Source organism: Brevundimonas sp. EU05-FHT14B11 (assembly GCF_058790835.1).
Genome location: NZ_JBYTCY010000002.1, coordinates 842,362 through 864,050, shown reverse-complemented (window position 1 = coordinate 864,050; position 21,689 = coordinate 842,362). Strand labels below are relative to the sequence as shown.

23 protein-coding genes are annotated in these 21,689 nt (G+C 70.3%); 11 read left to right on the top strand and 12 right to left on the bottom strand.

Translation table 11 applies throughout. From position 1 onward, the window contains the following. Positions 1 to 588: a GNAT family N-acetyltransferase gene (locus AC3WRV_RS11610; RefSeq protein ID WP_492313610.1), complete on the top strand. Its 588-nt coding sequence runs from the start codon at positions 1 to 3 to the stop codon at positions 586 to 588. Here AC3WRV_RS11610 and AC3WRV_RS11605 read toward each other — a convergent pair. Both AC3WRV_RS11605 and tadA read right to left on the bottom strand, forming a co-directional pair. Beyond that, positions 585 to 992: an MliC family protein gene (locus AC3WRV_RS11605; RefSeq protein WP_291839588.1), complete on the bottom strand. Its 408-nt coding sequence runs from the start codon at positions 990 to 992 to the stop codon at positions 585 to 587. The genes AC3WRV_RS11610 and AC3WRV_RS11605 overlap by 4 nt on opposite strands. Positions 993 to 1,026: 34 nt before the next feature. Further along, positions 1,027 to 1,512 (bottom strand): tRNA adenosine(34) deaminase TadA, encoded by a 486-nt coding sequence (gene tadA / locus AC3WRV_RS11600; RefSeq protein ID WP_291839590.1) that lies wholly within the window; start codon positions 1,510 to 1,512, stop codon positions 1,027 to 1,029. On the opposite strand from tadA, the gene AC3WRV_RS11595 reads away from it, so the two are divergent. From AC3WRV_RS11595 to rsmD, 3 genes are read left to right on the top strand one after another with little or no spacing between them, the layout of a single operon-like run. Continuing rightward, positions 1,501 to 3,030: a pseudouridine synthase gene (locus AC3WRV_RS11595; protein ID WP_492313371.1), complete on the top strand. Its 1,530-nt coding sequence runs from the start codon at positions 1,501 to 1,503 to the stop codon at positions 3,028 to 3,030. The two genes, tadA and AC3WRV_RS11595, sit on opposite strands and share 12 nt — an antisense overlap. An 18-nt stretch (positions 3,031 to 3,048) precedes the next feature. Then, positions 3,049 to 3,462, top strand: a complete 414-nt coding sequence (locus AC3WRV_RS11590) for a GFA family protein (protein ID WP_492313370.1) — start codon at positions 3,049 to 3,051, stop codon at positions 3,460 to 3,462. Then, positions 3,463 to 4,038 (top strand): 16S rRNA (guanine(966)-N(2))-methyltransferase RsmD, encoded by a 576-nt coding sequence (rsmD, locus tag AC3WRV_RS11585; protein WP_492313369.1) that lies wholly within the window; start codon positions 3,463 to 3,465, stop codon positions 4,036 to 4,038. Here the strand turns inward: rsmD and AC3WRV_RS11580 are convergent. Then, the gene (locus tag AC3WRV_RS11580) at positions 4,013 to 4,588 is read right to left on the bottom strand and encodes a hypothetical protein (RefSeq protein WP_492313368.1); all 576 of its coding nucleotides are present in this window, start codon (positions 4,586 to 4,588) and stop codon (positions 4,013 to 4,015) included. The two genes, rsmD and AC3WRV_RS11580, sit on opposite strands and share 26 nt — an antisense overlap. 93 nt (positions 4,589 to 4,681) lie before the next feature. Next, entirely contained in the window at positions 4,682 to 4,954 is a 273-nt protein-coding gene (locus tag AC3WRV_RS11575) for a YjhX family toxin (RefSeq protein ID WP_492313367.1), read from the bottom strand. A 186-nt stretch (positions 4,955 to 5,140) separates the two neighbouring features. Here AC3WRV_RS11575 and AC3WRV_RS11570 point away from each other — a divergent pair, with 186 nt between their 5' ends. Next, entirely contained in the window at positions 5,141 to 6,187 is a 1,047-nt protein-coding gene (locus AC3WRV_RS11570; RefSeq protein ID WP_492313366.1) for a Kelch repeat-containing protein, read from the top strand. Between the two features lie 145 nt (positions 6,188 to 6,332). Here AC3WRV_RS11570 and AC3WRV_RS11565 read toward each other — a convergent pair whose 3' ends face one another. After that, positions 6,333 to 6,905, bottom strand: coding sequence for a hypothetical protein (locus AC3WRV_RS11565; RefSeq protein ID WP_492313365.1), 573 nt, complete (start codon positions 6,903 to 6,905; stop codon positions 6,333 to 6,335). Further along, positions 6,902 to 7,405 carry an RNA polymerase sigma factor gene (locus tag AC3WRV_RS11560; RefSeq protein WP_492313364.1) on the bottom strand — a complete coding sequence of 168 codons (504 nt, stop codon included), beginning with the start codon at positions 7,403 to 7,405 and terminating at the stop codon, positions 6,902 to 6,904. The genes AC3WRV_RS11565 and AC3WRV_RS11560 overlap by 4 nt, the downstream gene beginning before the upstream one ends. A gap of 111 nt (positions 7,406 to 7,516) precedes the next feature. Between AC3WRV_RS11560 and AC3WRV_RS11555 the strand changes: the two genes are divergently transcribed. Continuing rightward, positions 7,517 to 7,807 (top strand): hypothetical protein, encoded by a 291-nt coding sequence (locus AC3WRV_RS11555; protein WP_492313363.1) that lies wholly within the window; start codon positions 7,517 to 7,519, stop codon positions 7,805 to 7,807. Here AC3WRV_RS11555 and AC3WRV_RS11550 read toward each other — a convergent pair. Beyond that, positions 7,791 to 8,255 carry a low molecular weight protein-tyrosine-phosphatase gene (locus AC3WRV_RS11550; RefSeq protein ID WP_492313362.1) on the bottom strand — a complete coding sequence of 155 codons (465 nt, stop codon included), beginning with the start codon at positions 8,253 to 8,255 and terminating at the stop codon, positions 7,791 to 7,793. The genes AC3WRV_RS11555 and AC3WRV_RS11550 overlap by 17 nt on opposite strands. A 31-nt stretch (positions 8,256 to 8,286) precedes the next feature. Then, positions 8,287 to 8,973 carry a siderophore-interacting protein gene (locus AC3WRV_RS11545; RefSeq protein WP_492313361.1) on the bottom strand — a complete coding sequence of 229 codons (687 nt, stop codon included), beginning with the start codon at positions 8,971 to 8,973 and terminating at the stop codon, positions 8,287 to 8,289. Between the two features lie 328 nt (positions 8,974 to 9,301). On the opposite strand from AC3WRV_RS11545, the gene AC3WRV_RS11540 reads away from it, so the two are divergent. Beyond that, positions 9,302 to 10,063, top strand: a complete 762-nt coding sequence (locus AC3WRV_RS11540) for an AraC family transcriptional regulator (RefSeq protein ID WP_492313360.1) — start codon at positions 9,302 to 9,304, stop codon at positions 10,061 to 10,063. Between the two features lie 61 nt (positions 10,064 to 10,124). Here the strand turns inward: AC3WRV_RS11540 and AC3WRV_RS11535 are convergent, their stop codons facing one another. Then, positions 10,125 to 12,959 carry a M16 family metallopeptidase gene (locus AC3WRV_RS11535; protein ID WP_492313359.1) on the bottom strand — a complete coding sequence of 945 codons (2,835 nt, stop codon included), beginning with the start codon at positions 12,957 to 12,959 and terminating at the stop codon, positions 10,125 to 10,127. Positions 12,960 to 13,205: 246 nt separating this feature from the next. Here AC3WRV_RS11535 and AC3WRV_RS11530 point away from each other — a divergent pair, with 246 nt between their 5' ends. The 3 genes from AC3WRV_RS11530 to AC3WRV_RS11520 are packed head-to-tail and all read left to right on the top strand — an operon-like array spanning position 13,206 to position 16,676. Continuing rightward, entirely contained in the window at positions 13,206 to 14,408 is a 1,203-nt protein-coding gene (locus tag AC3WRV_RS11530) for a hypothetical protein (protein WP_492313358.1), read from the top strand. A gap of 4 nt (positions 14,409 to 14,412) precedes the next feature. Next, complete coding sequence (locus tag AC3WRV_RS11525) at positions 14,413 to 15,453, top strand: hypothetical protein (RefSeq protein ID WP_291832142.1); 1,041 nt, start codon at positions 14,413 to 14,415, stop codon at positions 15,451 to 15,453. Between the two features lie 56 nt (positions 15,454 to 15,509). Beyond that, on the top strand, positions 15,510 to 16,676 hold the full coding sequence (locus AC3WRV_RS11520; protein ID WP_492313357.1) for a hypothetical protein: 1,167 nt from the start codon (positions 15,510 to 15,512) through the stop codon (positions 16,674 to 16,676). Between the two features lie 256 nt (positions 16,677 to 16,932). On the opposite strand, the gene AC3WRV_RS11515 is transcribed toward AC3WRV_RS11520, so the two are convergent. Next, positions 16,933 to 17,760 carry an AraC family transcriptional regulator gene (locus tag AC3WRV_RS11515; protein ID WP_492313356.1) on the bottom strand — a complete coding sequence of 276 codons (828 nt, stop codon included), beginning with the start codon at positions 17,758 to 17,760 and terminating at the stop codon, positions 16,933 to 16,935. 102 nt (positions 17,761 to 17,862) lie between these two features. Between AC3WRV_RS11515 and AC3WRV_RS11510 the strand changes: the two genes are divergently transcribed. Continuing rightward, positions 17,863 to 19,035: an MFS transporter gene (locus AC3WRV_RS11510; RefSeq protein WP_492313355.1), complete on the top strand. Its 1,173-nt coding sequence runs from the start codon at positions 17,863 to 17,865 to the stop codon at positions 19,033 to 19,035. Between the two features lie 16 nt (positions 19,036 to 19,051). Here the strand turns inward: AC3WRV_RS11510 and AC3WRV_RS11505 are convergent, their stop codons facing one another. Both AC3WRV_RS11505 and mutL read right to left on the bottom strand, forming a co-directional pair. Beyond that, complete coding sequence (locus AC3WRV_RS11505; RefSeq protein WP_492313354.1) at positions 19,052 to 19,570, bottom strand: thioredoxin family protein; 519 nt, start codon at positions 19,568 to 19,570, stop codon at positions 19,052 to 19,054. Positions 19,571 to 19,692: 122 nt separating this feature from the next. After that, positions 19,693 to 21,546 carry a DNA mismatch repair endonuclease MutL gene (gene mutL, locus AC3WRV_RS11500; protein WP_492313353.1) on the bottom strand — a complete coding sequence of 618 codons (1,854 nt, stop codon included), beginning with the start codon at positions 21,544 to 21,546 and terminating at the stop codon, positions 19,693 to 19,695. Between the last annotated feature and the right edge of the window lie 143 nt (positions 21,547 to 21,689).

The window sequence follows — 21,689 nt, the reverse complement described above, 5'->3', positions numbered from 1 at the left end:
ATGATCCTGCGGACCGAAGTCCTGCAGGACCGCTTCGTGCGGCTGGAGCCGTTCACGGAGGCTCTGAAGGACGAGGTCCGGGCGGCGCTGGACTGCGATCCGGCGGCTTGGGACATCATGGTCAGCGCCGCCTATGGGCCGCATTTCGAGGCCTGGTGGGCGTCGGCCCTGTCCGCCATGGCGGCGGGGAGCCGGATCGCCTGGGCCGTGCGGCGCAAGGCGGACGGCGCCCTGGTCGGCACGACCAGCCTGTACGAGATCAAGCCCGACTATCGTCGGTGTGAGCTGGGCTCGACCTTCTACCGGCCCGAGGCGCGGGGCGGGGCGGTCAATCCGGCCTGCAAGCGCCTGCTGCTGGGCCACGCCTTCGACGCGGGCGCGGTGCGGGTCGAGATCATCACCGACGCCCTGAACCCCGCCAGCGGCGCGGCGATCCGCAAGCTGGGCGCTCGGGACGAAGGGGTGTTGCGCAAGCACAAGATCACCTTCACCGGCCGCATCCGCGACACGGCCCAGTTCGCGATCCTGGATGAGGACTGGCCCGAGGTGCGGGCGAAGCTGGACGCGCGGCTGGCGGCCTTCGGCTAGTCCACCGCGCGGCAGTCGGTGGGCGGCTGGCCGTCGGCGGTCCAGGTGGCCAGGATGCCCTTGCCGCGCAGTTCATAGCCGGAGGCGCGGTACCAGATGCCGTCCGCCGAGCGTTCCTGGAACAGGTCGACCGCCTCGCCGCCGGAGTTGCGCACGGTGGCCATCTGGCGCGGATTGTCGAAATCGACCGAGAGGCGTTCGCTGTTGGCGCACAGGTAGACGGTGCGGATGACGCGGTTCAGGGCGCGGTCCTGGACCTCGGCTCCGGTGCGGCGGCGCGCGGTCTGGGCCTCCTGCGCCCGCTCGCGCACCGAATCGCCGTCGCTCGGAGCCTCGGAGGGCTTCGGTCCGCAGGCCGCCGCCGCCATCAGGACGACGAGGGCCGGGGCGATCAGGATCTTCATGCGGAGCAAGCCTTGCCGTTACAGGGTCGGCGGATCAACGCGCCGTGTCGGACGCCGTTCCTTTGCGCCGGGCGCGGAAGAAGGACCGCAGCAGGTCGCCGCCCTCGGCCGCCAGAAGGCCGCCCTGGACGGCGGGCCGCCAGTGGCAGGTGGGCTGGTCGAAGAAGCGTGGGCCGTGGGCCACGGCGCCGCCCTTGGGATCGTCCGCCCCCCAGACCACGCGGCCGATGCGGGCGTGGCTGATGGCCCCGGCGCACATGGCGCAGGGCTCGAGCGTCACATAGAGGGTCAGGCCGGTGAGCCTGTAGTTGCCCAGCTTTTGAGCCGCCGCGCGCATCGCCACGATCTCGGCGTGGGCGGTCGGATCGTGGGCGCCGATGGGGCCGTTTCGGCCTTCCGCGACCACTTCGCCGGTGGATTCGTCGACGATGACGCAGCCCACGGGGGTCTCGCCCGCGTCCGCCGCCGCTTGCGCACAGGCCAAGGCCATGTGCATGAACCGCTCATCATGGCCTTCCATCCCCGAGACAACGACAAGAAGCCGCGCCCGCGTCAAGACGACAGCCGCGACGGCCCCCGCAAACCCTACGTCAAACGCGTCGAAGGCGCGGAGGACGCGCGCGGCCCCGCCAAGGGCAAACCCTTCGCCAAGGGCCCCCCCAAGGACGGGCCGGGCGGCGACAAGCCCGCGGGCAAGTTCGGCTCCAAGCCGGGCGGCAAGCCCGCCGCCGACGAGGCGCCCAAGCGCAGCGAGCGCATCGCCAAGGCCATGGCCCGGGCGGGCATCGCCTCGCGCCGCGAGGTCGAGCGCCTGATCGGCCTGGGCAAGGTGGCGGTGAACGGCAAGATTCTGGACACGCCCGCGACCCTGGTGACCCGCGACGACGTGATCACGGTCAACGGCAAGCCGATCGGCGCCGCCCAGGCGACCCGCGTCTGGCGCTATCACAAGCCCGCCGGCCTGGTGACCTCGCACAACGACCCGCAGGACCGCCCGACGGTGTTCGACGCCCTGCCCAGCAACCTGCCGCGGGTGATCTCGGTCGGCCGCCTGGACCTGAACACCGAGGGCCTGCTGATCCTGACCAACGACGGCGAGCTGAGCCGCGCGCTGGAGCTGCCGCAGACCGAGCTGGTGCGTCAGTACCGCGCCCGCGCCCGGGGTCGGGTGACCCAGCTGCAGCTTGATTCGCTGAAGGACGGCGTGACCGTGGACGGCGTCCGCTACGGCCCGATCGAGGCCCGGCTGGAGAAGGCCGTCGAGAAGAGCGACAGCGAGGGCCGCGGCCCCGCCAACCTGTGGATCAGCGTCTCGATCACCGAGGGCAAGAACCGGGAAGTCCGCAAGGTGCTGGAGCATCTGGGCCTGACCGTGAACCGCCTGATCCGCCTGGCCTATGGTCCGTTCCAGCTGGGCACCCTGCCGATCGGCTCGGTCGAGGAGGTCGGCCCGCGGGTGATCCGCGAGATGCTGGCCGAGCACATCCGCCCCGAGAACCTGCCCACCGGCAACACGGTGTCGACGCCCGCGCCCATCCCGGGCCGCCGGACCTCGGCGCCGATCGTCAAGGGCGCGTCCGGCTCGGCCATGTCCGACCCCTCGCGCAAGCCCAGCCGCACCCGCGCAGCCGAGGCCGCTTCGGGCGAAGGCGGCGAGACCGGCCGCCGGGCGCCCAAGGGCGAGGGTTGGGCCAAGGCCAAGCCCAAGTTCGAGCACAGCAAGACCTTCAAGCCCCGCGAACGCACCGCCGCCGCCAAGCCCGAGGACGGCGACCGGGGCGAGCGGCCGAAGCGCGCCTTCACTCCGCGCGCGGACCAGTTCATCGACAAGCCGCGCGGCGCCGGCGGGCCTCGCAGCTCGGCGGGCAAGCCGGGCGCCAAGCCGGCCTTCGGGGCCAAGCCCGCGTTCGGCGCCAAGCCGGGCGGCAAGCCCGCGGGCGGGCGCAGCTTCGGCAAGCCGGCCGGCGGCGGCGCGGCGCGTCCCGGCGGCTCGCGCCCCTCGGGTCCGCGCTCGGGCCCGCGCGGCGGCTCCCGCTAGGGTCCTGGAGGAGAGACGATGAGCGACGCCCGCCTGTCCGGCCGGTGCCTGTGCGGCGCCGTGACCTTCACCGCGGTTCCGCAGGGCGGCATGCACGCCTGCCATTGCGAGAACTGCCGCCGCGTGTCCGGCGGCGTGTCCCTGAGCGCCGACTGCGGGGACAGCGTCGAGGTCTCCGGGCCGCTGTCGACCTATGACTCGTCGGAATGGGCCGAGCGGCAGTTCTGCCCGACCTGCGGCGCGGGCCTGTTCTGGCGGCTGAAGGCCGGCGGGATGACCATGGTGTCGATCCAGGCGTTCGACGATCCGGGCGCGTTCGCCTTCGAGAATGAAATCTATATCGACTCCAAACCGGGCAACTACGCCTTCGCCGGGGAGCGCCCGCGCCTGACGGGGGCGGAGGTCGAGGCCCTGTTGGCGGGCGAGGGCTGAATGCGGATCGTCGCCGGCACCCTGAAGGGGCGCGCCATCACCGCGCCGGACGGGCAGAACACCCGCCCGACCTCGGACCGGGCGCGGCAGGCCATCTTCAACGTGCTGGAACACGCCGCCTGGGCCGAGCCGCTGGACGGGGCGCGGGTCATCGACCTGTACGCCGGCTCGGGCGCGCTGGGCTATGAGGCGATCAGCCGGGGGGCGACCTTCGCCCTGTTCGTCGAGATCGAGGACGAGGCGCGCGGGGCCATCCGCGAGAACGCCGACGCCTGGGGCCTGATGGGCCGCACGCGGGTGCACCGGCGCAGCGCCACCGACCTGGGCGTGCGCCCCGGCTCGGCGGGCGAGGCCTTCGACATCGCCTTCCTGGACCCGCCCTACCGCAAGGGCCTGGGCGAACAGACGCTGGCGCGGCTGCTGGAAGGCAACTGGCTGAAACCCGGCGCGACGGTCGTGTTCGAGCGCGGCTCGGACGAGCCGGAGATCGAGACGCCGGGATATGAACGGCTGGACGCCCGCGACTACGGCGCGGCGCGGGTGCTTTTCCTCAGGGCCCTGCCGACGGCGGGCTGAATCCGGGCGGGACGGGGACCGTGCGTCCGCCGCCGGAAAAAATGGAGTGCACATCGTGCACTTTTTCAACTGAGACGGGGTGAGCTGCGGAGCCTTCGCGCGAGGGCATGGCGAGCAGGCGGGCCTCCTCCTCGGTCTCGTCGTCTTCGCGCTGGTCGGCGGCCAGGATCGCATTGATCTGGGCGCGGCTCATGCCCGGGAACATCTCGGCGTCCATGGCGTCGACCGCGTCGCGCAGCTCCAGCCACAGCCGGCGCCAGCGCACGGCCTCCGTGGCCTTGCCCTGGCTGAGGGCCTGGACGAAGCGCAGCCGCGCCGTCTCGACCTGATCGTCCGGCGTGATGTCGGCGTAGATGGACAGGTCCGGATCGCCGGGTGCGGCGTCGTCCTGATCCACGCGCCGCCAGCCGTATTTGCGGGCGCGGCGGCGGAAGGCCGACAGGCCCAGGTCATGGCGGCGGCACACGGTCTCGGCGTCCATGCCGGCCAGATAGTCGTCGCGGGCCTGGACCCAGGTCTGGGCGGATCGGATGCGATAGGTCTCGGTCATGACGCGGCACTGTAGGGGGCGGATGCGTCAAATCCGGACGTAGGGCGTGGACGCGCGGGACCCGTAGGCCGCGCGCGTCCTTCTCAGGCCCAGTCAGCGACGGGCCGAGACCCGGTTGTCGAGCTGGCTGCGCATGCGCGCCAGGCCGTCGCGGTTGACCCGGTAGGGGCCGCCGCCCAGCGAGTGGATCAGCCCCTTGGTCTTCAGCTTCTTCCACACCGACAGGGTGCAGTCGGTCAGCAGGAAGCCGTCACGGGTGAAGCAGTCGGCGCGCAGGATGCGGCCGCTGTCGTCGCGTTCGAGCACGATGCCGCCGCCCTGGGCCAGGGCGTGCAGCGTGCGTTGCTCCGCACGGGAGATGTTCATTTCGAAAATGTCCGGAAAGGCGTGAAGAGACGCGCCGGCGCAATCACGCCGACGTGCGGTTCAGAGGCTCTTCACAGGCGATGCTGCGAGGCCTCAGGCCTTTCGCACAATCTCGGACATAGGCTTCCCGGAGGGGCTGGACGGCGGCAGTATAGCTTCGAAACAGGGCGGGAAAAGGGGTTGGGCATGAGCGGGATTGATCGTCGAATCTTCCTGGCCGGCGCGGGCGCCGTCGCCGGGGCCGCGACCCTGGCCCCCGCCTCCGCGCGAGCGCGGGAGGGCGAGTGGACCGCCGGGCCGGACATGCCCTGGCCGGTCCAGGAGATCTATGCGGCCCAACACGCGGGAGACATCTATGTCGCGGGCGGCCTGATGGCGCGGCCGGGCGAGCCGCTGCACATCGAGGACCGGGTGGCGATCCTGGAGCCCGGGACCGGCCGGTGGCGGCAGGGGCCCAGCCTGCCGGCGCCCCGGCACCATCCGATGCTGATCGCGGGCGACGCCGACCTGTACGTCATGGGCGGCTATGCCCGGAGCGAGGCGGGGGAGTGGACCAATACGACGACCGTCTGGGTCCTGGCCGAGGGGGCGTGGAAGCCCATCGCGCCCCTGCCGTCGCCCCAGGCCGAGGCCGTGGGCGTGGGCTGGGGCGAGACCCTGCACCTGATCACCGGCCGGACCCCGGCGGGCGCGGCGAACGGGAGCTGGAACGATCAGGCGGACACCGACCGGCACCTGATCTACCGCGTCGGCGACGACCGCTGGGAGGTGGGGCGGCCCTGTCCGATGGCGCGCAACAGCGCGGCCGCCGCGGCGCTGGACGGGGCCATCTGGGTCGCGGGCGGGCGTACGGTCAGCGGCGGCGGCACGGGGCGGCTGGACCGCTACAACCCGTCCGAGGACCGCTGGGACACCCTGGCGCCGATCCCGATGTCGGAAGCCTCGGGCCAGCAGGTCGGCGGCGGGCTGGCCCTGGCGGCGGTTTCGGGCCGTCTGGTGGCCTTCGGCGGCGAATGGTTCCGGCCCCGGAGCGAAGGCGGCGGGGGCGGGGTGTTTCGCGAGACCTGGGTCTACACCCTGGCGGACGACGCCTGGACGCGCGGCCCCGACATGCGCACGCCGCGGCACGGCCTGGTCGGCATCGGGGTCGAAGACACGGTCTACGCCATCGCGGGCGGGGCGGTGGTCTCGGGCGGCCGGGCGACGGGGATCGTGGAGCGATGGACCGTTTAGATCCGCTCATCACCGCGAAGGCGGGGACCTCGTGCCTTGAGTGATGGACCGGCGAGGTTCAAAGCCGTCCGCCAGTCCTGAAACGCCGGCGTCCCGCTGGGCAGAACCGGGTCCCCGCCTTCGCGGGGATGAGCGGAATATTGGGTCAGACCGTTTCCAGTTCCTCCAGCGCCGCCTGATGGATCGCGATGCGGCGCCGGCAGCGCCGCGCGTGCCGCTCGTAGAAGACGGCCATGGCGCCCAGGAAGACGAAGCTTCCCAGATAGATCATCGGCAGGGCGGCGTTCGGATAGGTCACGCCGACGGCGGCGAGGAAGAGCAGGGCGGCGACGCAGATCGCCTGACCCGCGCGCGCCCAGCGCAGGCCGGAGCGGGCCTGGCGAATGGCGGCGGCGAGGGCGGCGGCGGGGGTCTCGGCCTCTCCCGGAACGGCGCCGCGCCGGGCCCAGACGGTCGCGACCAGGGCGAAGACCGCGAAGACCAGGCCGGCGGAGCCCAGCAGCGGCGCGTCATGCCGGAACGCGACCCAGCCGCTGACGGCGCCGGCGAGGACCGCGCCCCAGGCCTCGACGTGGAAGTTGACGGTGGCCAGCAGGGCGCGGCGGCGCACCTGCCGCTCCAGGTCGGCGGGGATGAAGGCGGGGGACGCGGCCTCGGGCGCCGTCCACACCTGCGACAGGTCGCTCCAGTCGTCGGGCTTGGCGTCGGGTCGGGTCATCGCGAGGCCTCCGGATTGAGGGCGGCGCGCAGGTCGGCGCGGGCGCGGGTCAGGCGGATGGAGACGGTGTTGGCGTTCAGGCCCAGCATCTGGCCGATCTCGGCGGGGCTGAAGCCTTCCAGCGTCAGGCTGGCGGGCTGGCGCAGCGACAGGGGCAGGGCGCGCACGGCGTCGGCCAGCCGCTCGCGCAGGTCGTCGGCCTCGACCCGGTCGTGAGGCGTGGGATCGGCCGAGGGCAGGGCCTCGTCCAGCGGCGACCGGCGCGGCGCCGAGGCCTCGCGCGAGACGTGGGTGACGGCGCGGTTGTGCGCGACGCGGGCCAGGAAGGCGCGCACCGGCGCCTCGCCCCGGAAGCGGGGCAGGGCGCGCCAGACGGCCAGCAGGATGTCCTGCTCCAACTCGCGCCGGACCTCCGGATCAGCTTCATAGCTGCCGGCGATGCGGCGCAGCATCGGGCCGTGCTCGGCGGCCAGCGCCTCGAACCCCTGATCCCTGCCCAATCCCGCGTCCCTCATCGGCGGCGTTCCGAAAAACCGCCCTCGGTCTGAAAGACTCCGAAAGCGGTCGGGACTTTCGGATCAGGACCGAGTTTTTTGAAGGAGCCGCCGTCCATGTCCGCCGATCCCATCCCCGAGACCGTCGCCGCCGCCCCGTCCGGGGTTCGCAAGGGGCGCAAATTCCTCTGGACCCTGGCCGCCCTGCTGGGCGTGTGCGCCGTCTGCGGCTGGGTCGCGCTGGGGGTCGGGCTGTACCTCGAGGTCGGCAAGACGACCCGGCTGATCCTGGCGGTGGTCGCCGCCGTGGCGACCGAGGCGACCTTCTGGATCAGCGCCGCCGCCCTGGGCGTCTCGGTGTTCGAGGCGCGCAAGCGGATCTGGCGCAGGATCACCGGCCGCGGCTGAGGCCGGCGGCCAGGGCGCGGGCGGCGGCGGTCACGTCCTCCCAGGTCACGTCAAAGCCCGCCTCGTCGCCGAACCACGGATCGGCCACGGCCTGGCCCTCGCGGCCGGGGACGTGGTCGAGGAGGAGGCTGAGGTGGGCGGTGGCGTCGGCGGGGGCGAGCTTCCTGAGGTTGGCCAGGTTCTCGTGGTCGAGCGCGATGACGTGGGTGAAGCGGCGGAAGTCGGCGGAGCGCACCTGACGGGCGCGCAGGGCCGAGATGTCGACGCCGTGCTTGAGCGCCGTCCGCTGGGCCCGCTCGTCCGGCGGCTCGCCCGCGTGCCAGTTCCCGGTGCCGGCGGAGTCGACGATCAGGTCGAGGCGGAGCCGCGCGGCCTCGGCGCGCAGGGCGCCTTCGGCCAGCGGCGAGCGACAGATGTTGCCGAGGCAGACGAAGAGGACGGAGGGCATGGGGCGCTTGTAGCCCAGCGGGAGCGTTCCGTCAGTCGAGGCCGGCCTTGCCGGGCGCCCAGTAGGCCTTGGTCATCAACCGCTCCGCCGGAAGCTCCAGCCGTTTCAGCACGCGCCGCATGCGCTGGATCGCGACCGACCGGCCGGTGAGGACGAAGGTGACGCCGGAGGCGGCCAGCGCGGGTAGGCGGGTCTCGATCTCCATGAGGTGGCCGTCGTCGGGCTGACGCTCGACCGGCCTGAAGGCCCGGAAATCCAGGGCGCCGAGAACGCGGCGGGTCTGGGCCATGTCATTGACCTCGAATACGAATTCGACCTTGTCGGCATAGCCCTGCCGACGCATAGCCGCGGCGAGGCCGAAGGAGGTCTCGTCCCCGAACAGGAAGACGGGGCCGGGAATCCAGCTGACGTCCAGCGAGGCGCGAGGGCCGAAGACGTCGCAGGCGTCGCCCGCCTTCAGGTCGCGGATCCAGTCGCTGCCCGGCCCGGCCCCGTGGGCGTAGGCGAGGATGCGGGCGCGGCCCGCCTCAGCGTCCCACTCGATCGGCGTATAGGTTCGGGCGACGAAGACGGACCCCATCGCGATCTGGAGCTTGTCGCCCGGGGTCCATTCGAGGCTTCGGAAATCCGGGCTCTCCAGGGTGATCAGGCGGAAACCTTCGGCGACCGGCTCGCAGGCCGTGACAGTGGCGCGGCGCATGAGGAGGCGGCGCAGCATGCCGCTGAGACGGCCTTCCGGGCGCGGCTTCGGAGCCAGAGGGACTGGGCCGGGACCCGCGCGGCCAGCCGGTTCGGCGTCCTGATGATCGTCGCCCAAGGTTTCGGCTACGCGACCGGTGCTGAAAGCGTCCACGAGACGTCCTTCTCTAATGATGAGGCCGAGCGACCTCGACGGATCAATGGCGAAGGGGTACCGGGAGGTTGGCGTGGCGTCATTCACACGTCTGGACTGATTGTTATTCGTTTGCGCCAAACCCGTGGAGGGCGTCGCCATTCCCATTCTGACGGACGCATCCCCTGAAACGGATTGGGTGGAGCCTGACGAGGTGCCGCGGCCCGTCGTCGTCTACGGCGTCTCGTCAAAGGGAATGGGCGAGTTCGAACTGGACATGCATCGCCACGCCAAGGGCCAGATGCTTCTGGTGCAGCGCGGGGCGCTCAGCGTCGAGATCGAGGGCGGCCTGTGGATCGTGCCGCCGGGCAGCGCCGTCTGGATTCCCGGCGACGCGCTGCACGCCATCAAGGCGACCGGCGTGCTGGAGGGCTGCACCGCCTTCGTCGCGTCGGACGTGGAGGTGCGGCTGCCGCAGGCCTGCTGCACCGTGTCGGTGACGCCCCTGCTGCGTGAACTCCTGGTCCGGGCGGCGCATCTGCCGCTGCTCTATGAGGAAGGCGGCGCGGCCTCGCGGATGGTCGCGGTGCTGCTGGATGAGATCGCGGGGGCCCGGGTCGAGGACCTGCACCTGCCCATGCCGACCGACCCGCGGCTGCGCGCCATGGCCGAACTGATGATGGCGACGCCGTCCGAGCGCGGCACGCTGGAAGGATGGGCGAGGCGGGTGGGGTTGAGCGAGCGTACGCTGGTGCGCCTGATCAGCCGCGAGACGGGCATGAGCTTCGGGCGCTGGCGACAGCAGCTCGGGATCATTCTGGCGGTCCAATGGCTTGCCGACGGGGCGTCGATCCAGCAGGTGGCCACCGACCTGGGCTACGAGAGTATGCCCAGCTTCGTGACGATGTTCCGCAAGACGCTGGGCACGTCTCCGGGTCGGTACATGGCCGAGCGGCACCACAGCCGGCACGCCTGAGGCGGTCCGGGCCGCCGCCTCCATCCCCGGAGCGGCCCGGGGATGGAGGGTGACCGGGTTCTTACCGCGTCTCGCGCACCTCGACCGGCAGGCCGAGGGCCTCCAGCTGCGGCCTCACCACCGACGCGTCGCCGACCACGACCCAGACGAACTGGTCGGGGTGGATGACCTGGCGGGCGGCGGCGTCCATCTGGGCCGCCGTCAGGGCGCGGGTGCGGCTGGCCAGGGTGGTCTGGTAGTCGTCCGGACGGCCGTACAGGGCGTTGGAGCGCAGGGCGCCGAGGATCTGGCCCGAGGTCTCGAAGCCGCCGGCCAGCGACCGGGTGTTGCCGTTGATCGTGCGCTCCAGCTCGGTCGGCGTGACGCCGTCGGTCTGCAGGAAGCGGTCGTACTGGGCGATCAGGGCGGCGAGCGAGTCGCCGGTGCGGTTGGCCTGGACCGGGGCGTTGACGATGTAGGGCACGCGGTGCTGCAGGGCGTTGACCCCGCCGCGCACGCCGTAGGACCAGCCCTTGGTCTCGCGCAGGTCCGAGTTGATCCGCGACAGGAAGTCCGAGCCCAGGGTGACGTTGGCGGCGTTCAGGGCCAGCAGGTCGTCGGTGCCCGAGACCGGCAGGACGGCGCCGCCGTAGATCAGCGACTGCGGCGACTGCGGGCGGTCGATCAGGACGATGCGGCTGGTGGTGGCCGGAACGGCGGCGGTGAAGTCCTTGGTCCCCTTGGCCGTCGCGGGCGCGCGCCAGTCGCCGAAGGCGGCTTCCAGCTGGGGCAGGACCGCGGACAGGGGCTGGTCGGAGACGATGAAGACGGTGGCGTTGTCCGGACGGATCCAGGCGTCATGGGTGGCGACCAGGTCGGCGCGGCTGAGGGCCGTGATGGTGGCCGTGTCGCCCGAGCCGGTGAAGGAGCGGCCGTAGGGGCTGCCTTCGCCGTAGATCAGCGGCGGCAGGGCGCGGGCGGCGATGGCGCCGGGGTTGGTGCGCTCGCTGGCCAGGCCCGCCAGGCGGGTGGCGCGGATGCGCTCGATCTCGGACGGGGCGAAGGCCGGGTTGCGCACCACGTCGGCCAGCAGCGTCAGGCCCGGCGCCAGGTTGGCGGTCACGGTCGACAGGTCGGCCGAGGTGCGGTCCATGGTGGCGCCGACGTTGACCGAGGCGCCCAGCCGCTCTTCTTCCTGGGCCAGCTGGTTGGCGTCGCGGGTGGTGGTGCCCTCGTCCAGCAGGTCCAGCATCATGGCCTGGGCGCCGAGGCGGTCGGCGCGGTCGGCGGCGTAGCCGGCGTCGAACTCGACCGAGACGCGGGTCACCGGCACGGTGGCGACCCGGGCGTAGACGACCTTGATTCCGTTCGACAGGGCGGCGCGCTCGACGGCCGGGAAGCGCAGGTCCGGCACCTGGCCGATCTCGGGCATGGGCTCGCGGGCGACGCGCTGGATCTCTGCGGCCGGGACCGGGGTCGCGCCCGACGGGGCGGCGGCGGCCTCCTCATAGGCTTCGCGTTCGCCCGGGGCGATGGTCAGGTCGTAGACCGGACGGGTCAGCCAGCGCTGCATGGCGGCGGTGACCTGGGCCGGGGTGACCGAGGCGTATTCGGCCAGCTCCTTCTTGTAGTGGTCCGGATCGCCCGCATAGAGCTGGCCTTCGGCGAGCACATTGGCCTTGCCGTTGACCTGCTCCAGGGCCTGGATGCGGCGCGCGACGTACTGGGTGGCGACGCGGGAGACCTCTTCCTCGGTCGGGCCGTGGGCGATGAAGTCGGCGATGATGGCGTCCAGGCGGCGGCCGACGGCGGCGGCGTCCTGGCCCGGCTTCACGTCGACCGAGATGTCGAACATGCCGACGCGGTGGAAGTCCGACAGCGACGAGGAGGCCGAGACGGCGGTCTGTTCGTCGCGGACCAGCTGGTTGTCGAGGCGCGAGGAGGCGAGGCCGCCCAGCACCTGGGCCGCCACGGCCAGCGGCACGGCGTCGTCGCTGAGCAGGCCGGGCACGGCCCAGCTGCGGGTCAGGCGGGTGTTGGCCACCCGGTCATGCATGACAGCCACGATCGGCGCCGCGAGGGTCGGCACGTCGGCCTGGGCCGGGGTGTTGACCGGGCCGCGCGGGATGGCGCCGAAATAGCGCTGCATCAGGGTGCGGGCGGTGGCCTCGTCGATGTCGCCCGACAGGACGACGATGGCGTTGTTCGGGCCGTAGTTCTCGCGGAACCAGTTGCGCACCGTCTCCAGGCTGGCGGCGTCCAGGTCGGCCATCGAGCCGATGGTGGAGTGGCGGTAGGGGTGGCCTTCGGGGAAGAGGGCTTCCAGCTGGGCGTATTCGAACAGGCCGTAGGGCTCGTTGTCGCCCTGGCGCTTTTCGTTCTGGACGACGCCGCGCTGCAGATCGAGCACGTCCTGTCCGACCTCGCCGAGCAGATAGCCCATGCGGTCGCTTTCCAGATACAGGGCCGTTTCCAGCGCCGGGGTCGGGACGGTCTCGAAATAGTTGGTGCGGTCGAACCAGGTGGTGCCGTTCAGGTTCGACGGCCCCAGGTTCCGCATGCGGCCGAGGTAGCTGCCCGGCGCGTTCTCGGACCCACCGAACATCAGGTGTTCGAACAGGTGGGCGAAGCCGGTCGAGCCGGCCGGCTCGTCCTTGGAGCCGACGTTGTACCAGACGGACACGGCGACGACGGGGGCCTTGCGGTCTTCATGCACGATCACCGTGAGGCCGTTGTCGAGCGTGAAGCGCTTCCACGGAATGTTGACCTCGCTGACCAGCTGCGACACCGGCGCGGCGCGCAGCTCGGCGGCCTGGGGCGCGGCGGCGGTCGGCGCGATGGAGGTCTGGGCCAGCACGGGCGTGACGGGAGCCATCACCGCCAGAAGGGCGGCGAGCGAGATCGAGCGAAGACGCATGAGGTTACGGTCCTGTTGTGATGCGGGGGGACCTTAGCGGAGCCATTTGGGGGCGCAATCGGGAAGGTGAGAGGCGGCTGGGGCCGCCTGTTGATTCGCTGCAGCCGTTGAGAAGGTCCGCTGCAGGGAGGCGGTTCATGCCGGTCGCGGGGGCGCCCTCCTAGATCAACCCAGGATCGTTTCCGTCAGCGGCGCCGTGCAGCCAATGGTCGTCTTTTCCCCTTGACCAAATGATTGCAGTATCCAATGTTCTTCGAACATGGGTCGGTAAAATCGCCGATTTTTAGCCGCTTCTCGGGGGGAGACGTGGGCGCTTTCTTGGGCAATCGCACGGTCGCGACCATCTTCACCTGGGTGGTGCTGCTGATCTTCTGCGCGCTGGTTTTCACCGGCTGGTACTACCTGTTCGTTCCCATCCTGGAGAGCAGACCGGGGGCGGTCATCGTCGCGGCGCTCATCACCCTGCTCGCGGTGATCTGCGCGCGCCAGGTCGGCCAGTATCGCGCCGCCGCTCGGGAACGCGGGGAACGACCGGCGTGGCACCACGGTTGGAAATTCTACATCTTCCTGGCGATCATCAGCGCTCTGGGCACGCTCAACGCGGCTTTCATCATGTTTGAAAGCCGCGCCATCCTGAGGACCGACATCTCGGAGGTGCGGAGCCGTTACGGCGCCCTCAGGGACGCGGGCCAGGTGCAGCTGACGCCAGTTGGCTACAATGAGAAGCAGGCCCGGGTGGCGGCGCTGCTGGAAAATCTTCACGAGGAGATCGTCAACCCCAACCGCGGAGCGTACTGCGGCGTCGGTCCCGCCGCGCGATCGATCATCGCGGACCTGCGCGCCGAGATACCCGGTTTTCGAGAGCTGAACGGCTCCGGCGCGATCCAGCCGTGCGACGTCGCCCAAGCCGAGCGCGTGTACCAGTCCTACGCTCAAATGGCTCAGAGAATGGTTCGGGGGGACATCGGCCTGATCGGCGCCTCGGGCCCGGTCCGTCTGAACTTCCTCGATGAGCTCCGCGCCAATTACGATGAAATGGACCGCGGCCTGGAGACGGTAGAGGCGGCCGCCATCGGCATCGGAGGGGTCGACAGCATCGACATCCAGCCTCTGTACCGGGCGCGTGACGACTACAACGCCGACCGACAGACCTTCGCCAGCCTGGGCGGACAAACGACCGCCGATACTCCGGAAATCACCAGTCTGCAGATCGATGAGGTGAACTCCTACGCCTCGACCCTGAACCTGTTCCGCAAGCGGCTCCTGCACATCGCGACCTGGGTCTACCTGCTTATCGCGATCGGCCTGGACCTGGCCCTGATCGGGCTGCTGACCGAGCTGAATGTGCGGTTTGGGAGCGCCGCTCGCGCGAAGGCCGTCGTCGTCGATCCGCGCTTCTATACGGACCCGCGCTTCCTGTGGTCGCAACGGTCGATCAAGAGGAACTGAGCGCATGGACGATCTCCCCCTGACCCCGCCGCGGCGGCTCTCGCCCAGCATCAGCATCGCCGAAAACCTCGACCGCACGGATCGCCACCCTGTCTTGATCTTCGGCTCCTCGCAGGCTGGAAAGTCGTCCTTGATCCTGTCCTTGATCCTGGGACTCCAGACGATGCGGGATATCAGCGTCTCGCTGGGGGAGCCGATCCTCGATCCGTCGGACTCGCGGTCGAGGGCTTTTCATCAGCAAGCCAAGGACACCTACGACCGCGCGGCATATGAGTTGGCGACGGGCAAACCCGTGGGCATGACGATTGGGGATCCGTTCTTCATTCCGGTCGATGTGAAGCCGCGGAACAGCCGGCTGGATCCGGTGAAGTTCGCGTTCCTGGATGGGCGAGGCGAGGACTATCAGCCGAACGAAGATCGCAACGCTGACCTGTTCAAGGCGCTGCAGCCCGAAATCGTCGACGTGCTGAGCAACTATCCCCATGGCATCTCCGTCATCTATGTGGCGCCGTATTCGATCAGCGACGGCCACGACCGAGACACCCCTGGCAGCAATTTCGGCCTTCTGGGCGCCATGCGGGGATACGAGGAGCTTCGGGAGCGCCGGCGTCAGGACCACCACCTGTTCCTGCTGACGAAGTGGGATCAGTTCGCTTCGCCGATGGATGCGCGTCCGCTTTTCAGTCAGGCGGGCGCGGACGATGTGGATCGGGTCCTGTGCGACCGATACCCGAACGCGTGGGGCACCTTCCAGGGCATGGCTCTGGAAGGCGAGGCGCGCGAACGGCGCGCCTTCATGCAGTACTCATCGGGATACTTCAAAGACGGCCAGTATCGTGAGCCGCCTCACGCGTTCAAGGCGACCTTCCAACGCTACCCGCGCACCATCATGAACTGGCTCTACGGCAATGCGGCCCAGGCGCGGAGGGCGGTCTCCGAGACGGACGGGCTGCGGCGGTCCTTGTTCCCTGATGTGACGGTGGCCAACGGCCCGCCCCGCCGCTCCCTGATCGACGCGCTGAACGCCGTGCTCACCGCGCGCTGATGAAAAGCGTCCCATCGCCCTGGCTGGATGTGGTGGTCATTGGATCTCCGCACGAGATGGTCGGGATCGGCGCGCGGCTTGCGGAGCTGAGATCCGCCGATCCGCCGACAGGACCCATCGGGCGAGAGATATCCAACCGCCTCGATAAATGGTGCGTGCTGCCCAGCGGAGCCGTGCCGCGGACGCAGCAGGATGTCGTCTTCAAGCTTTCACGCTACGCTCTCGAAGGCCGGACGATCACCTGGCTCGGCTTTTATATCGGGGCCAGGCTGCCGCGTAACTCAAGGGCCAACACCTATGTCGGTGTGGGAATCCTGACGTGCAATTGCAGTGCGCCGATGGCCGAGACGCTGCAGTATCTGCGGCAACTTACCCACGCCATGTTCGAGAACGGCGAGGTCCAATACACGGCGGCTGAGTTCGCGGCAGTCGTGCGGGATCGCATGCGACCGCTATTCGATCCCCAAGTTCCACGTCATGGCGGGCTGACTGAGGGCAGTTTCGAACGGCTCTATATCGACATGAACGGGCTGAGCGAGTCCGAGCTAACACGACGTCTGCCAACGGTTCTGGAAGCGGCCGAGGTCCAATCGGCGTACTCGATTGCTTCGGAAGTCCTTGTCGGTACGACTTCGGCGCTCAGGCAGTCGGTGACGGCTTCCGGATCTCACCGCATCATGGATCCCAATAGCAACGCAACCGAGCCGGCCATACCCGCCGTTGCGCCTGTTCAGCGGGGCGCCGCGGGTTCCAGAACCAGAGGCCATTCTTACGCGCAAGGCGACGCCTCCCAAGCCGGTTCCTTCCCGGATAATCCCGGGGATGGCTGGACCACCCGCCGCCTCGACGATCATGAGCGCCGCCTAAGTCGTCTTGAGAACGGGGCGCCCAAACCCGGGCCGTTTTCAGAACCGAATGAGCCGAAGCGCGGTGAGTGGCTCCTAGGTACGGCGATCGCGGCCATCGTCGCGGCCGGTGTCCTCGGCGTCCTTTGGATATTTTTCGCCGAACGTCTCTTCGCCCCGGAGCCGGAGCCTGCTCCGGACGAGGTCTTCCAGCATAGCACGGCTGTACAAGACGCCCGATGTCTTTGGGCGGACACCACCGATCGAACGGGGACGGGTCTAGACAAGATGCGGGAAGAGCTTGAGTGCCGGGAGCAGGAGATCGACTCGCATCGGCGACGCGCCGGAGATCTGAGGGACGCACTCGGGATCGAATGAGGCCTGACGTGTTTGGCGGAGTTCATTCCGCCTGACGAAGGCGCCCCGATCCCATTCCTTTCCGTCTTCGGCTTGGACCTGCTCCGATATGGGCTGGCGAATGTCCGCCGCGTCATAAGGCCGACCCGCACTCGTCCGAACGCGCCTCTACCGCTGCCCGAACAGCTTCTCCAGCAGCCATGGCGCCGAAGACCTCAGCCATGCGCTCCTTGAGGCTGAGAGCGGCGCCGAGGGGATAGTCCAGAGGATCCCGGCGTCACCCGCCCCACCCGGCGGACGAGGTCACGGCGTGCGGGCGGGTCATGCGGGCGATGTAGCGGGCGGGGGAGACGCCGAGGGCGGCCTTGAACATGGCGATGAAGGCGCTGACCGAGCCGTAGCCGAGGTCCAGGGCGACGGCCTGGACGGAGGCGCCGGCGGAGAGCTTCTGCAGGGCCGTGACGATGTGGAACTGCTGGCGCCAGCGGCCGAAGCTCAGCGCCGTCTCGCGCACCACCAGCCGGGCCAGGGCGCGTTCGCTCATCGCCACGCGGGCGGCCCAGGCGGCGACCGAGGCGCGGTCGTCCGGGCTCTGCATCAGGGCGTCGGCGATCAGGCGAAGGGTGGGGTCGTCAGTGATCGGCAGGTGGAAGCCGGTGGTCTCGATACGGCGAAGCTCCTCCAGGACGACCTGGGTGATGCGGTCCGTCTGACCGTCGGCGGGCCGGCCCGGCGGGGCGGTCGCCGCCAGGTGCCGGATCAGTTCGATCACCATCGGGGACAGGGGCAGGGTGCAGCACCGCTCCGGCAGGTCCGGCACGGCAGGATCGACGAACAGCATGCAGATGGCGCCGTTGACGGTCACGTGATTGCTGTGAGGGACCCCGCCGGGAATCCACACGCCGCTGCCGATGGGGGCCATCCACAGGCCGCCCTCGGCCCTACAGGTCACCGCGCCCTGCAGCGCGACGACCAGCTGGCCCCTGCTGTGGGCGTGGGTCGGCACCTCGACCTTGTGGTCCTTGACGCTGACGGCGATGGCGAACGCCGGCCCGGCATGGATGTCCGGATCGAAGGCGGCGAGGCTGGCGCTGAGGGGGTCCATGGCGGTTGGCCGTTTTCAGATACTTTCTGGCTGGATAGCGAAATCCGGAAGGCGCCGCCAGCGCTAGGATGAGGCTTAATCCTCCCCCCGGATTCCTGTGTCATGCCCTCGACCCGTCGCCTCGCCCCCGTGTGGATCATCGCGGGCATCCTGCTGTTCGCGGCCAATCTGCGCGGACCGTTCACGGCGGTCGGTCCGGTGCTGGACGTGATCCAGAAGGCGTTCGGGATCGGGGCCGGCGCGGCCGGGGCGCTGATCACCCTGCCGCTGCTGACCTTCTGCCTGGTGTCGCCGTTCGCGGCGGGGCTGGCGCGCCGGCTGGGGCTGGAGCGGGCCCTGTTCCTGGCGCTGGTCCTGATCGGCGGCGGCATCCTGGCCCGGTCGGTCGGGCCGATCGGCCTGCTGTACGCGGGGACGGCGGTGCTGGGGGCGGGGATCGCCATCGGCAACACCCTGCTGCCCAGCCTGCTGAAGCGCGACTTTCCCGATCAGATCGCCAAGCTGACGGCCGTCTATGCGCTGACCATGGGGCTGGCCTCGGGCGTGGGCTCGGCCGTCGTCGTGCCGCTGACCCAGGCGTTCGACTGGCAGGTGTCGCTGGGCGCCTTCATCGTCCTGCCGCTGGCCGGCGCCCTGCTGTGGCTGCCCCAGCTGCGGCGGCGGACCGATCCGGCGGCGGAGACGGCCGAGGCGGGCGAGGGGCGGGCGATCTGGCGCTCCCCGCTGGCCTGGCAGATCACCGCCTTCTTCGGGGTCAATTCGTTCCTCTATTACGCGATGGTCTCGTCCCTGCCGTCGGTGCTGGTGGCGGCGGGCTTCGCGCCCGAGGCGGCGGGCGGGCTGCACGGGGTGATGCAGCTGGCGACGGCCTTCCCCGGACTGGTGCTGGCGCCGCTGGTCAGGCGGATGAAGGACCAGCGCGGCCTGGCCGCCGGCCTGGCCCTGATGGCGCTGACGGCGATCCTGGGCCTGTTCCTGGCGCCGAAGCTGGCCATGATCTGGGCCGCCCTGTTCGGCTTCGCCAACGGCGGGGTATTCATCCTGGCGCTGGCCTTCGTGGGTCTGCGGACGACCACGGCGCCCCAGACCGCGCGGCTATCGGGAATGACCCAGTCGCTGGGCTATATGCTGTCGGCGATGGGGCCGCTGGTGGTCGGGGCCCTGCACGACAGGACCGGCGGCTGGTCGGCGTCGCTGATCACCTGCTGCCTGTTGTGCCTGGTGCTGGCGGGGCTGGGGCTGAGCGCCGGAAGGAACGCCCAGCTGGCGGACTGAAAGGGTAAGCGCCGCGTCAGACTCCCTGATCGGCCAAGGTCGCCAACTCATCGTAGATCGCGTCGCCTGTCCGGCTTTCCGCGTTCCGCCAGCTGGTGGCCGTCGTGGGGTTCACCAGAACGCCGTCACCGGTCAGCACCAGCACATTCGGCAAGCCCGGCAGCTCCTGAAGGCCGAAACGACGGGCGATGCCCAGATTGTGTCCGTCACCGGTTCTGGGCATCCCGATGTTCACGAACACCAGTTCGTATTTGCGGTCGATGAGTTCAGCGAAGCGATCGGTCGCCAGCCAACCGGCCAGGGCGCGGCTGTCGCTGCACCAGTTGGCTCCCATCACCAACAGGACGCGTTTGCCCGACTGCCGGGCCCGCGCCAAAGCAGCGTCCACGTCGGCCGACGCGTCGTCGCTCACGAGATAGGAGCGGGCCTCCGGCTTGGGGGGCGATGCCGGCGTCGGCGCCGGCGCCGGCGCGGACGCGCAAGCGCAAGCCGCCATGGCCAGCGCCGCCGAGACGATCAGCGTGACGTATTTCATCGGGCAGTCTCCCATGGACGGTGCAGTCGGCGGTGATCCGTCATGCGGCGCCGCCGCGCCGGAGCCCTGCTTCACCACGATTCGATGATCGGTGACGCTTCGGCCGCGCGCCGGGCGCCGCCTCACCGCCGCCCGAACAGCTTTTCCAGGTCGCCCAGCTTCAGTTCGACGTAGGTCGGGCGGCCGTGGTTGCACTGGCCGCTGTGGGGCGTGGCCTCCATCTGGCGCAGCAGGGCGTTCATCTCGGGCGCGCTGAGGACGCGGCCCGCGCGGACGGAGCCGTGGCAGGCCATGGTGCCGCAGACCTCGGCCATGCGCTCCTTGAGGCTGAGGGCGGCGCCGTGTTCGGCCAGGTCGTCGGCGATGTCGCGGATCAGCCCCTGCACATCGGTGTCGCCCAGCAGGGCCGGGGTCTCGCGGACGAGGACGGCGCCGGCGCCGAAGGCTTCGACGATCAGGCCCAGCTCGGCCAGTTCGTCGGCGCGGCTGGAGACGCGTTCGGCCTCGGCGGGATCCAGCTCGACCACCTCGGGGGCCAGCAGGGCCTGGCGAGTGACCGCGCCCTCGGCCATCTGGGTCTTCATCCGCTCATAGACGAGGCGTTCGTGGGCGGCGTGCTGGTCGACGACGACGAGGCCGTCGCGGGTCTGGGCGACGATATAGGTTCCGTGCAGCTGGGCGCGGGCGGCGCCGAGCGGATAGTCCAGCGGATCAAAGACCTGGGCGCTGCTCTGTGGCGCCGGTGCGAAGTCCGGGACGGTGTCGAAGCTCTCGACCCGGGCCGAGCGCTCGTTGAGGCCGGGGATGAGCTGGGCGGTTTGCGTGGCGGGGGCGGCCCACTGCTGCCAGCCGCTCCAGCCCTGGGCGGAGGGCGAGGACGGGCTGTAGGCCGGCGCCACTCCGCTGTGCGGGCGGAAGCCGCTGAGGGCGTCGGCGGCGACGGTGGTCGAGGCGCGGTGGCCGGCGGCGGCGAGGGCGTGACGCAGGGCGCCGACGATCAGGCCGCGCACCAAGGCCGGGTCGCGGAAGCGGACTTCCGCTTTCGCCGGGTGGACGTTCACATCGACATAGAGCGGATCGATGTCGAGGAAGAGGACGGCGGCCGGGTGGCGGTCGCGGGCCAGGAAGTCGGCGTAGGCGCCGCGCAGGGCGCCTTGCAGCAGGCGGTCCTTCACCGGGCGGCCGTTGACGAACAGATACTGGTGGGCGGCGTTGCCTCTGGAGTAGGTCGGCAGGCCCGCGTAGCCGCTGAGGCGGACGTTGTCCCGCTCCTGATCGATCAGCAGGGCGTTGGCCTCGAAGTCGCGGCCCAGCAGGGCGGCGAGGCGCTTGAGCCGGCCGTGATCGCCCGGATGCTCGGCGGGCAGGCGCAGGGTGGTCTTGCCGTCGAGGTCCAGGGTGAAGGCGACGCCTTCATGGGCCATGGCCTGGCGCTTGATCTCTTCCGAGATGGCCATGGCCTCCGAGCGCTCGGACTTCATGAACTTCAGGCGCGCGGGGGTGGCGTAGAAGAGGTCGCGGACCTCGACGCGGGCACCGTGCGGGCCGGGGAAGCCGGCGGGGGCCACGGCCTTCTGGTCGCCGCCCTCGACGGTGATCTGGTGGGCGTCGCCGCCGTCGCGCGAACGGCTGGTGATGGTGAGGCGGGCGACCGAGCCGATGGAGGGCAGGGCCTCGCCGCGGAAGCCGAGGGTGTGGATGCGCAGCAGATCGACGTCGCCCGCGTCGTCCGGCTCCAGCTTGGAGGTGGCGTGCCGCTCGACCGCCAGGGCCAGCTGGTCGGCGGCCATGCCGTGCCCGTCGTCGGCGATGAGGATGCGGGTCAGGCCCCCGCCGTCGGCCTGGACCTCGATCCGGCTGGCCCCGGCGTCGAGGGCGTTCTCGACCAGCTCCTTGATGGCGCTGGCCGGGCGTTCGACCACCTCGCCGGCGGCGATGCGGTTGACGGTCTCGGGGGGGAGGCGACGGATGGGCATGGGATTCGCAAGTATGGCGTGATCCGGGGAAGGGAAGAAGGGCGGGGGGAGCTTCTCCCTCCCCCTTGTGGGGAGGGATGTCGGCGCGAAGCGACGACAGGGTGGGGCGCGTCAGAGATTGCTGGACCGTGCGGCCGTCGCCC

Bases quoted from the DNA above. Each gene is read 5' to 3' on its own strand.
- AC3WRV_RS11610 (WP_492313610.1), top strand. From the start codon at position 1: ATGATCCTGCGGACCGAAGTCCTGCAGGACCGCTTCGTGCGGCTGGAG.
- AC3WRV_RS11605 (WP_291839588.1), bottom strand. From the start codon at position 992: ATGAAGATCCTGATCGCCCCGGCCCTCGTCGTCCTGATGGCGGCGGCG.
- AC3WRV_RS11595 (WP_492313371.1), top strand. From the start codon at position 1,501: ATGGCCTTCCATCCCCGAGACAACGACAAGAAGCCGCGCCCGCGTCAA.
- tadA (WP_291839590.1), bottom strand. From the start codon at position 1,512: ATGGAAGGCCATGATGAGCGGTTCATGCACATGGCCTTGGCCTGTGCG.
- AC3WRV_RS11590 (WP_492313370.1), top strand. From the start codon at position 3,049: ATGAGCGACGCCCGCCTGTCCGGCCGGTGCCTGTGCGGCGCCGTGACC.
- rsmD (WP_492313369.1), top strand. From the start codon at position 3,463: ATGCGGATCGTCGCCGGCACCCTGAAGGGGCGCGCCATCACCGCGCCG.
- AC3WRV_RS11580 (WP_492313368.1), bottom strand. From the start codon at position 4,588: ATGACCGAGACCTATCGCATCCGATCCGCCCAGACCTGGGTCCAGGCC.
- AC3WRV_RS11575 (WP_492313367.1), bottom strand. From the start codon at position 4,954: ATGAACATCTCCCGTGCGGAGCAACGCACGCTGCACGCCCTGGCCCAG.
- AC3WRV_RS11570 (WP_492313366.1), top strand. From the start codon at position 5,141: ATGAGCGGGATTGATCGTCGAATCTTCCTGGCCGGCGCGGGCGCCGTC.
- AC3WRV_RS11565 (WP_492313365.1), bottom strand. From the start codon at position 6,905: ATGACCCGACCCGACGCCAAGCCCGACGACTGGAGCGACCTGTCGCAG.
- AC3WRV_RS11555 (WP_492313363.1), top strand. From the start codon at position 7,517: ATGTCCGCCGATCCCATCCCCGAGACCGTCGCCGCCGCCCCGTCCGGG.
- AC3WRV_RS11550 (WP_492313362.1), bottom strand. From the start codon at position 8,255: ATGCCCTCCGTCCTCTTCGTCTGCCTCGGCAACATCTGTCGCTCGCCG.
- AC3WRV_RS11545 (WP_492313361.1), bottom strand. From the start codon at position 8,973: ATGCTGCGCCGCCTCCTCATGCGCCGCGCCACTGTCACGGCCTGCGAG.
- AC3WRV_RS11535 (WP_492313359.1), bottom strand. From the start codon at position 12,959: ATGCGTCTTCGCTCGATCTCGCTCGCCGCCCTTCTGGCGGTGATGGCT.
- AC3WRV_RS11530 (WP_492313358.1), top strand. From the start codon at position 13,206: ATGTTCTTCGAACATGGGTCGGTAAAATCGCCGATTTTTAGCCGCTTC.
- AC3WRV_RS11525 (WP_291832142.1), top strand. From the start codon at position 14,413: ATGGACGATCTCCCCCTGACCCCGCCGCGGCGGCTCTCGCCCAGCATC.
- AC3WRV_RS11520 (WP_492313357.1), top strand. From the start codon at position 15,510: ATGGTCGGGATCGGCGCGCGGCTTGCGGAGCTGAGATCCGCCGATCCG.
- AC3WRV_RS11515 (WP_492313356.1), bottom strand. From the start codon at position 17,760: ATGGACCCCCTCAGCGCCAGCCTCGCCGCCTTCGATCCGGACATCCAT.
- AC3WRV_RS11510 (WP_492313355.1), top strand. From the start codon at position 17,863: ATGCCCTCGACCCGTCGCCTCGCCCCCGTGTGGATCATCGCGGGCATC.
- AC3WRV_RS11505 (WP_492313354.1), bottom strand. From the start codon at position 19,570: ATGAAATACGTCACGCTGATCGTCTCGGCGGCGCTGGCCATGGCGGCT.
- mutL (WP_492313353.1), bottom strand. From the start codon at position 21,546: ATGCCCATCCGTCGCCTCCCCCCCGAGACCGTCAACCGCATCGCCGCC.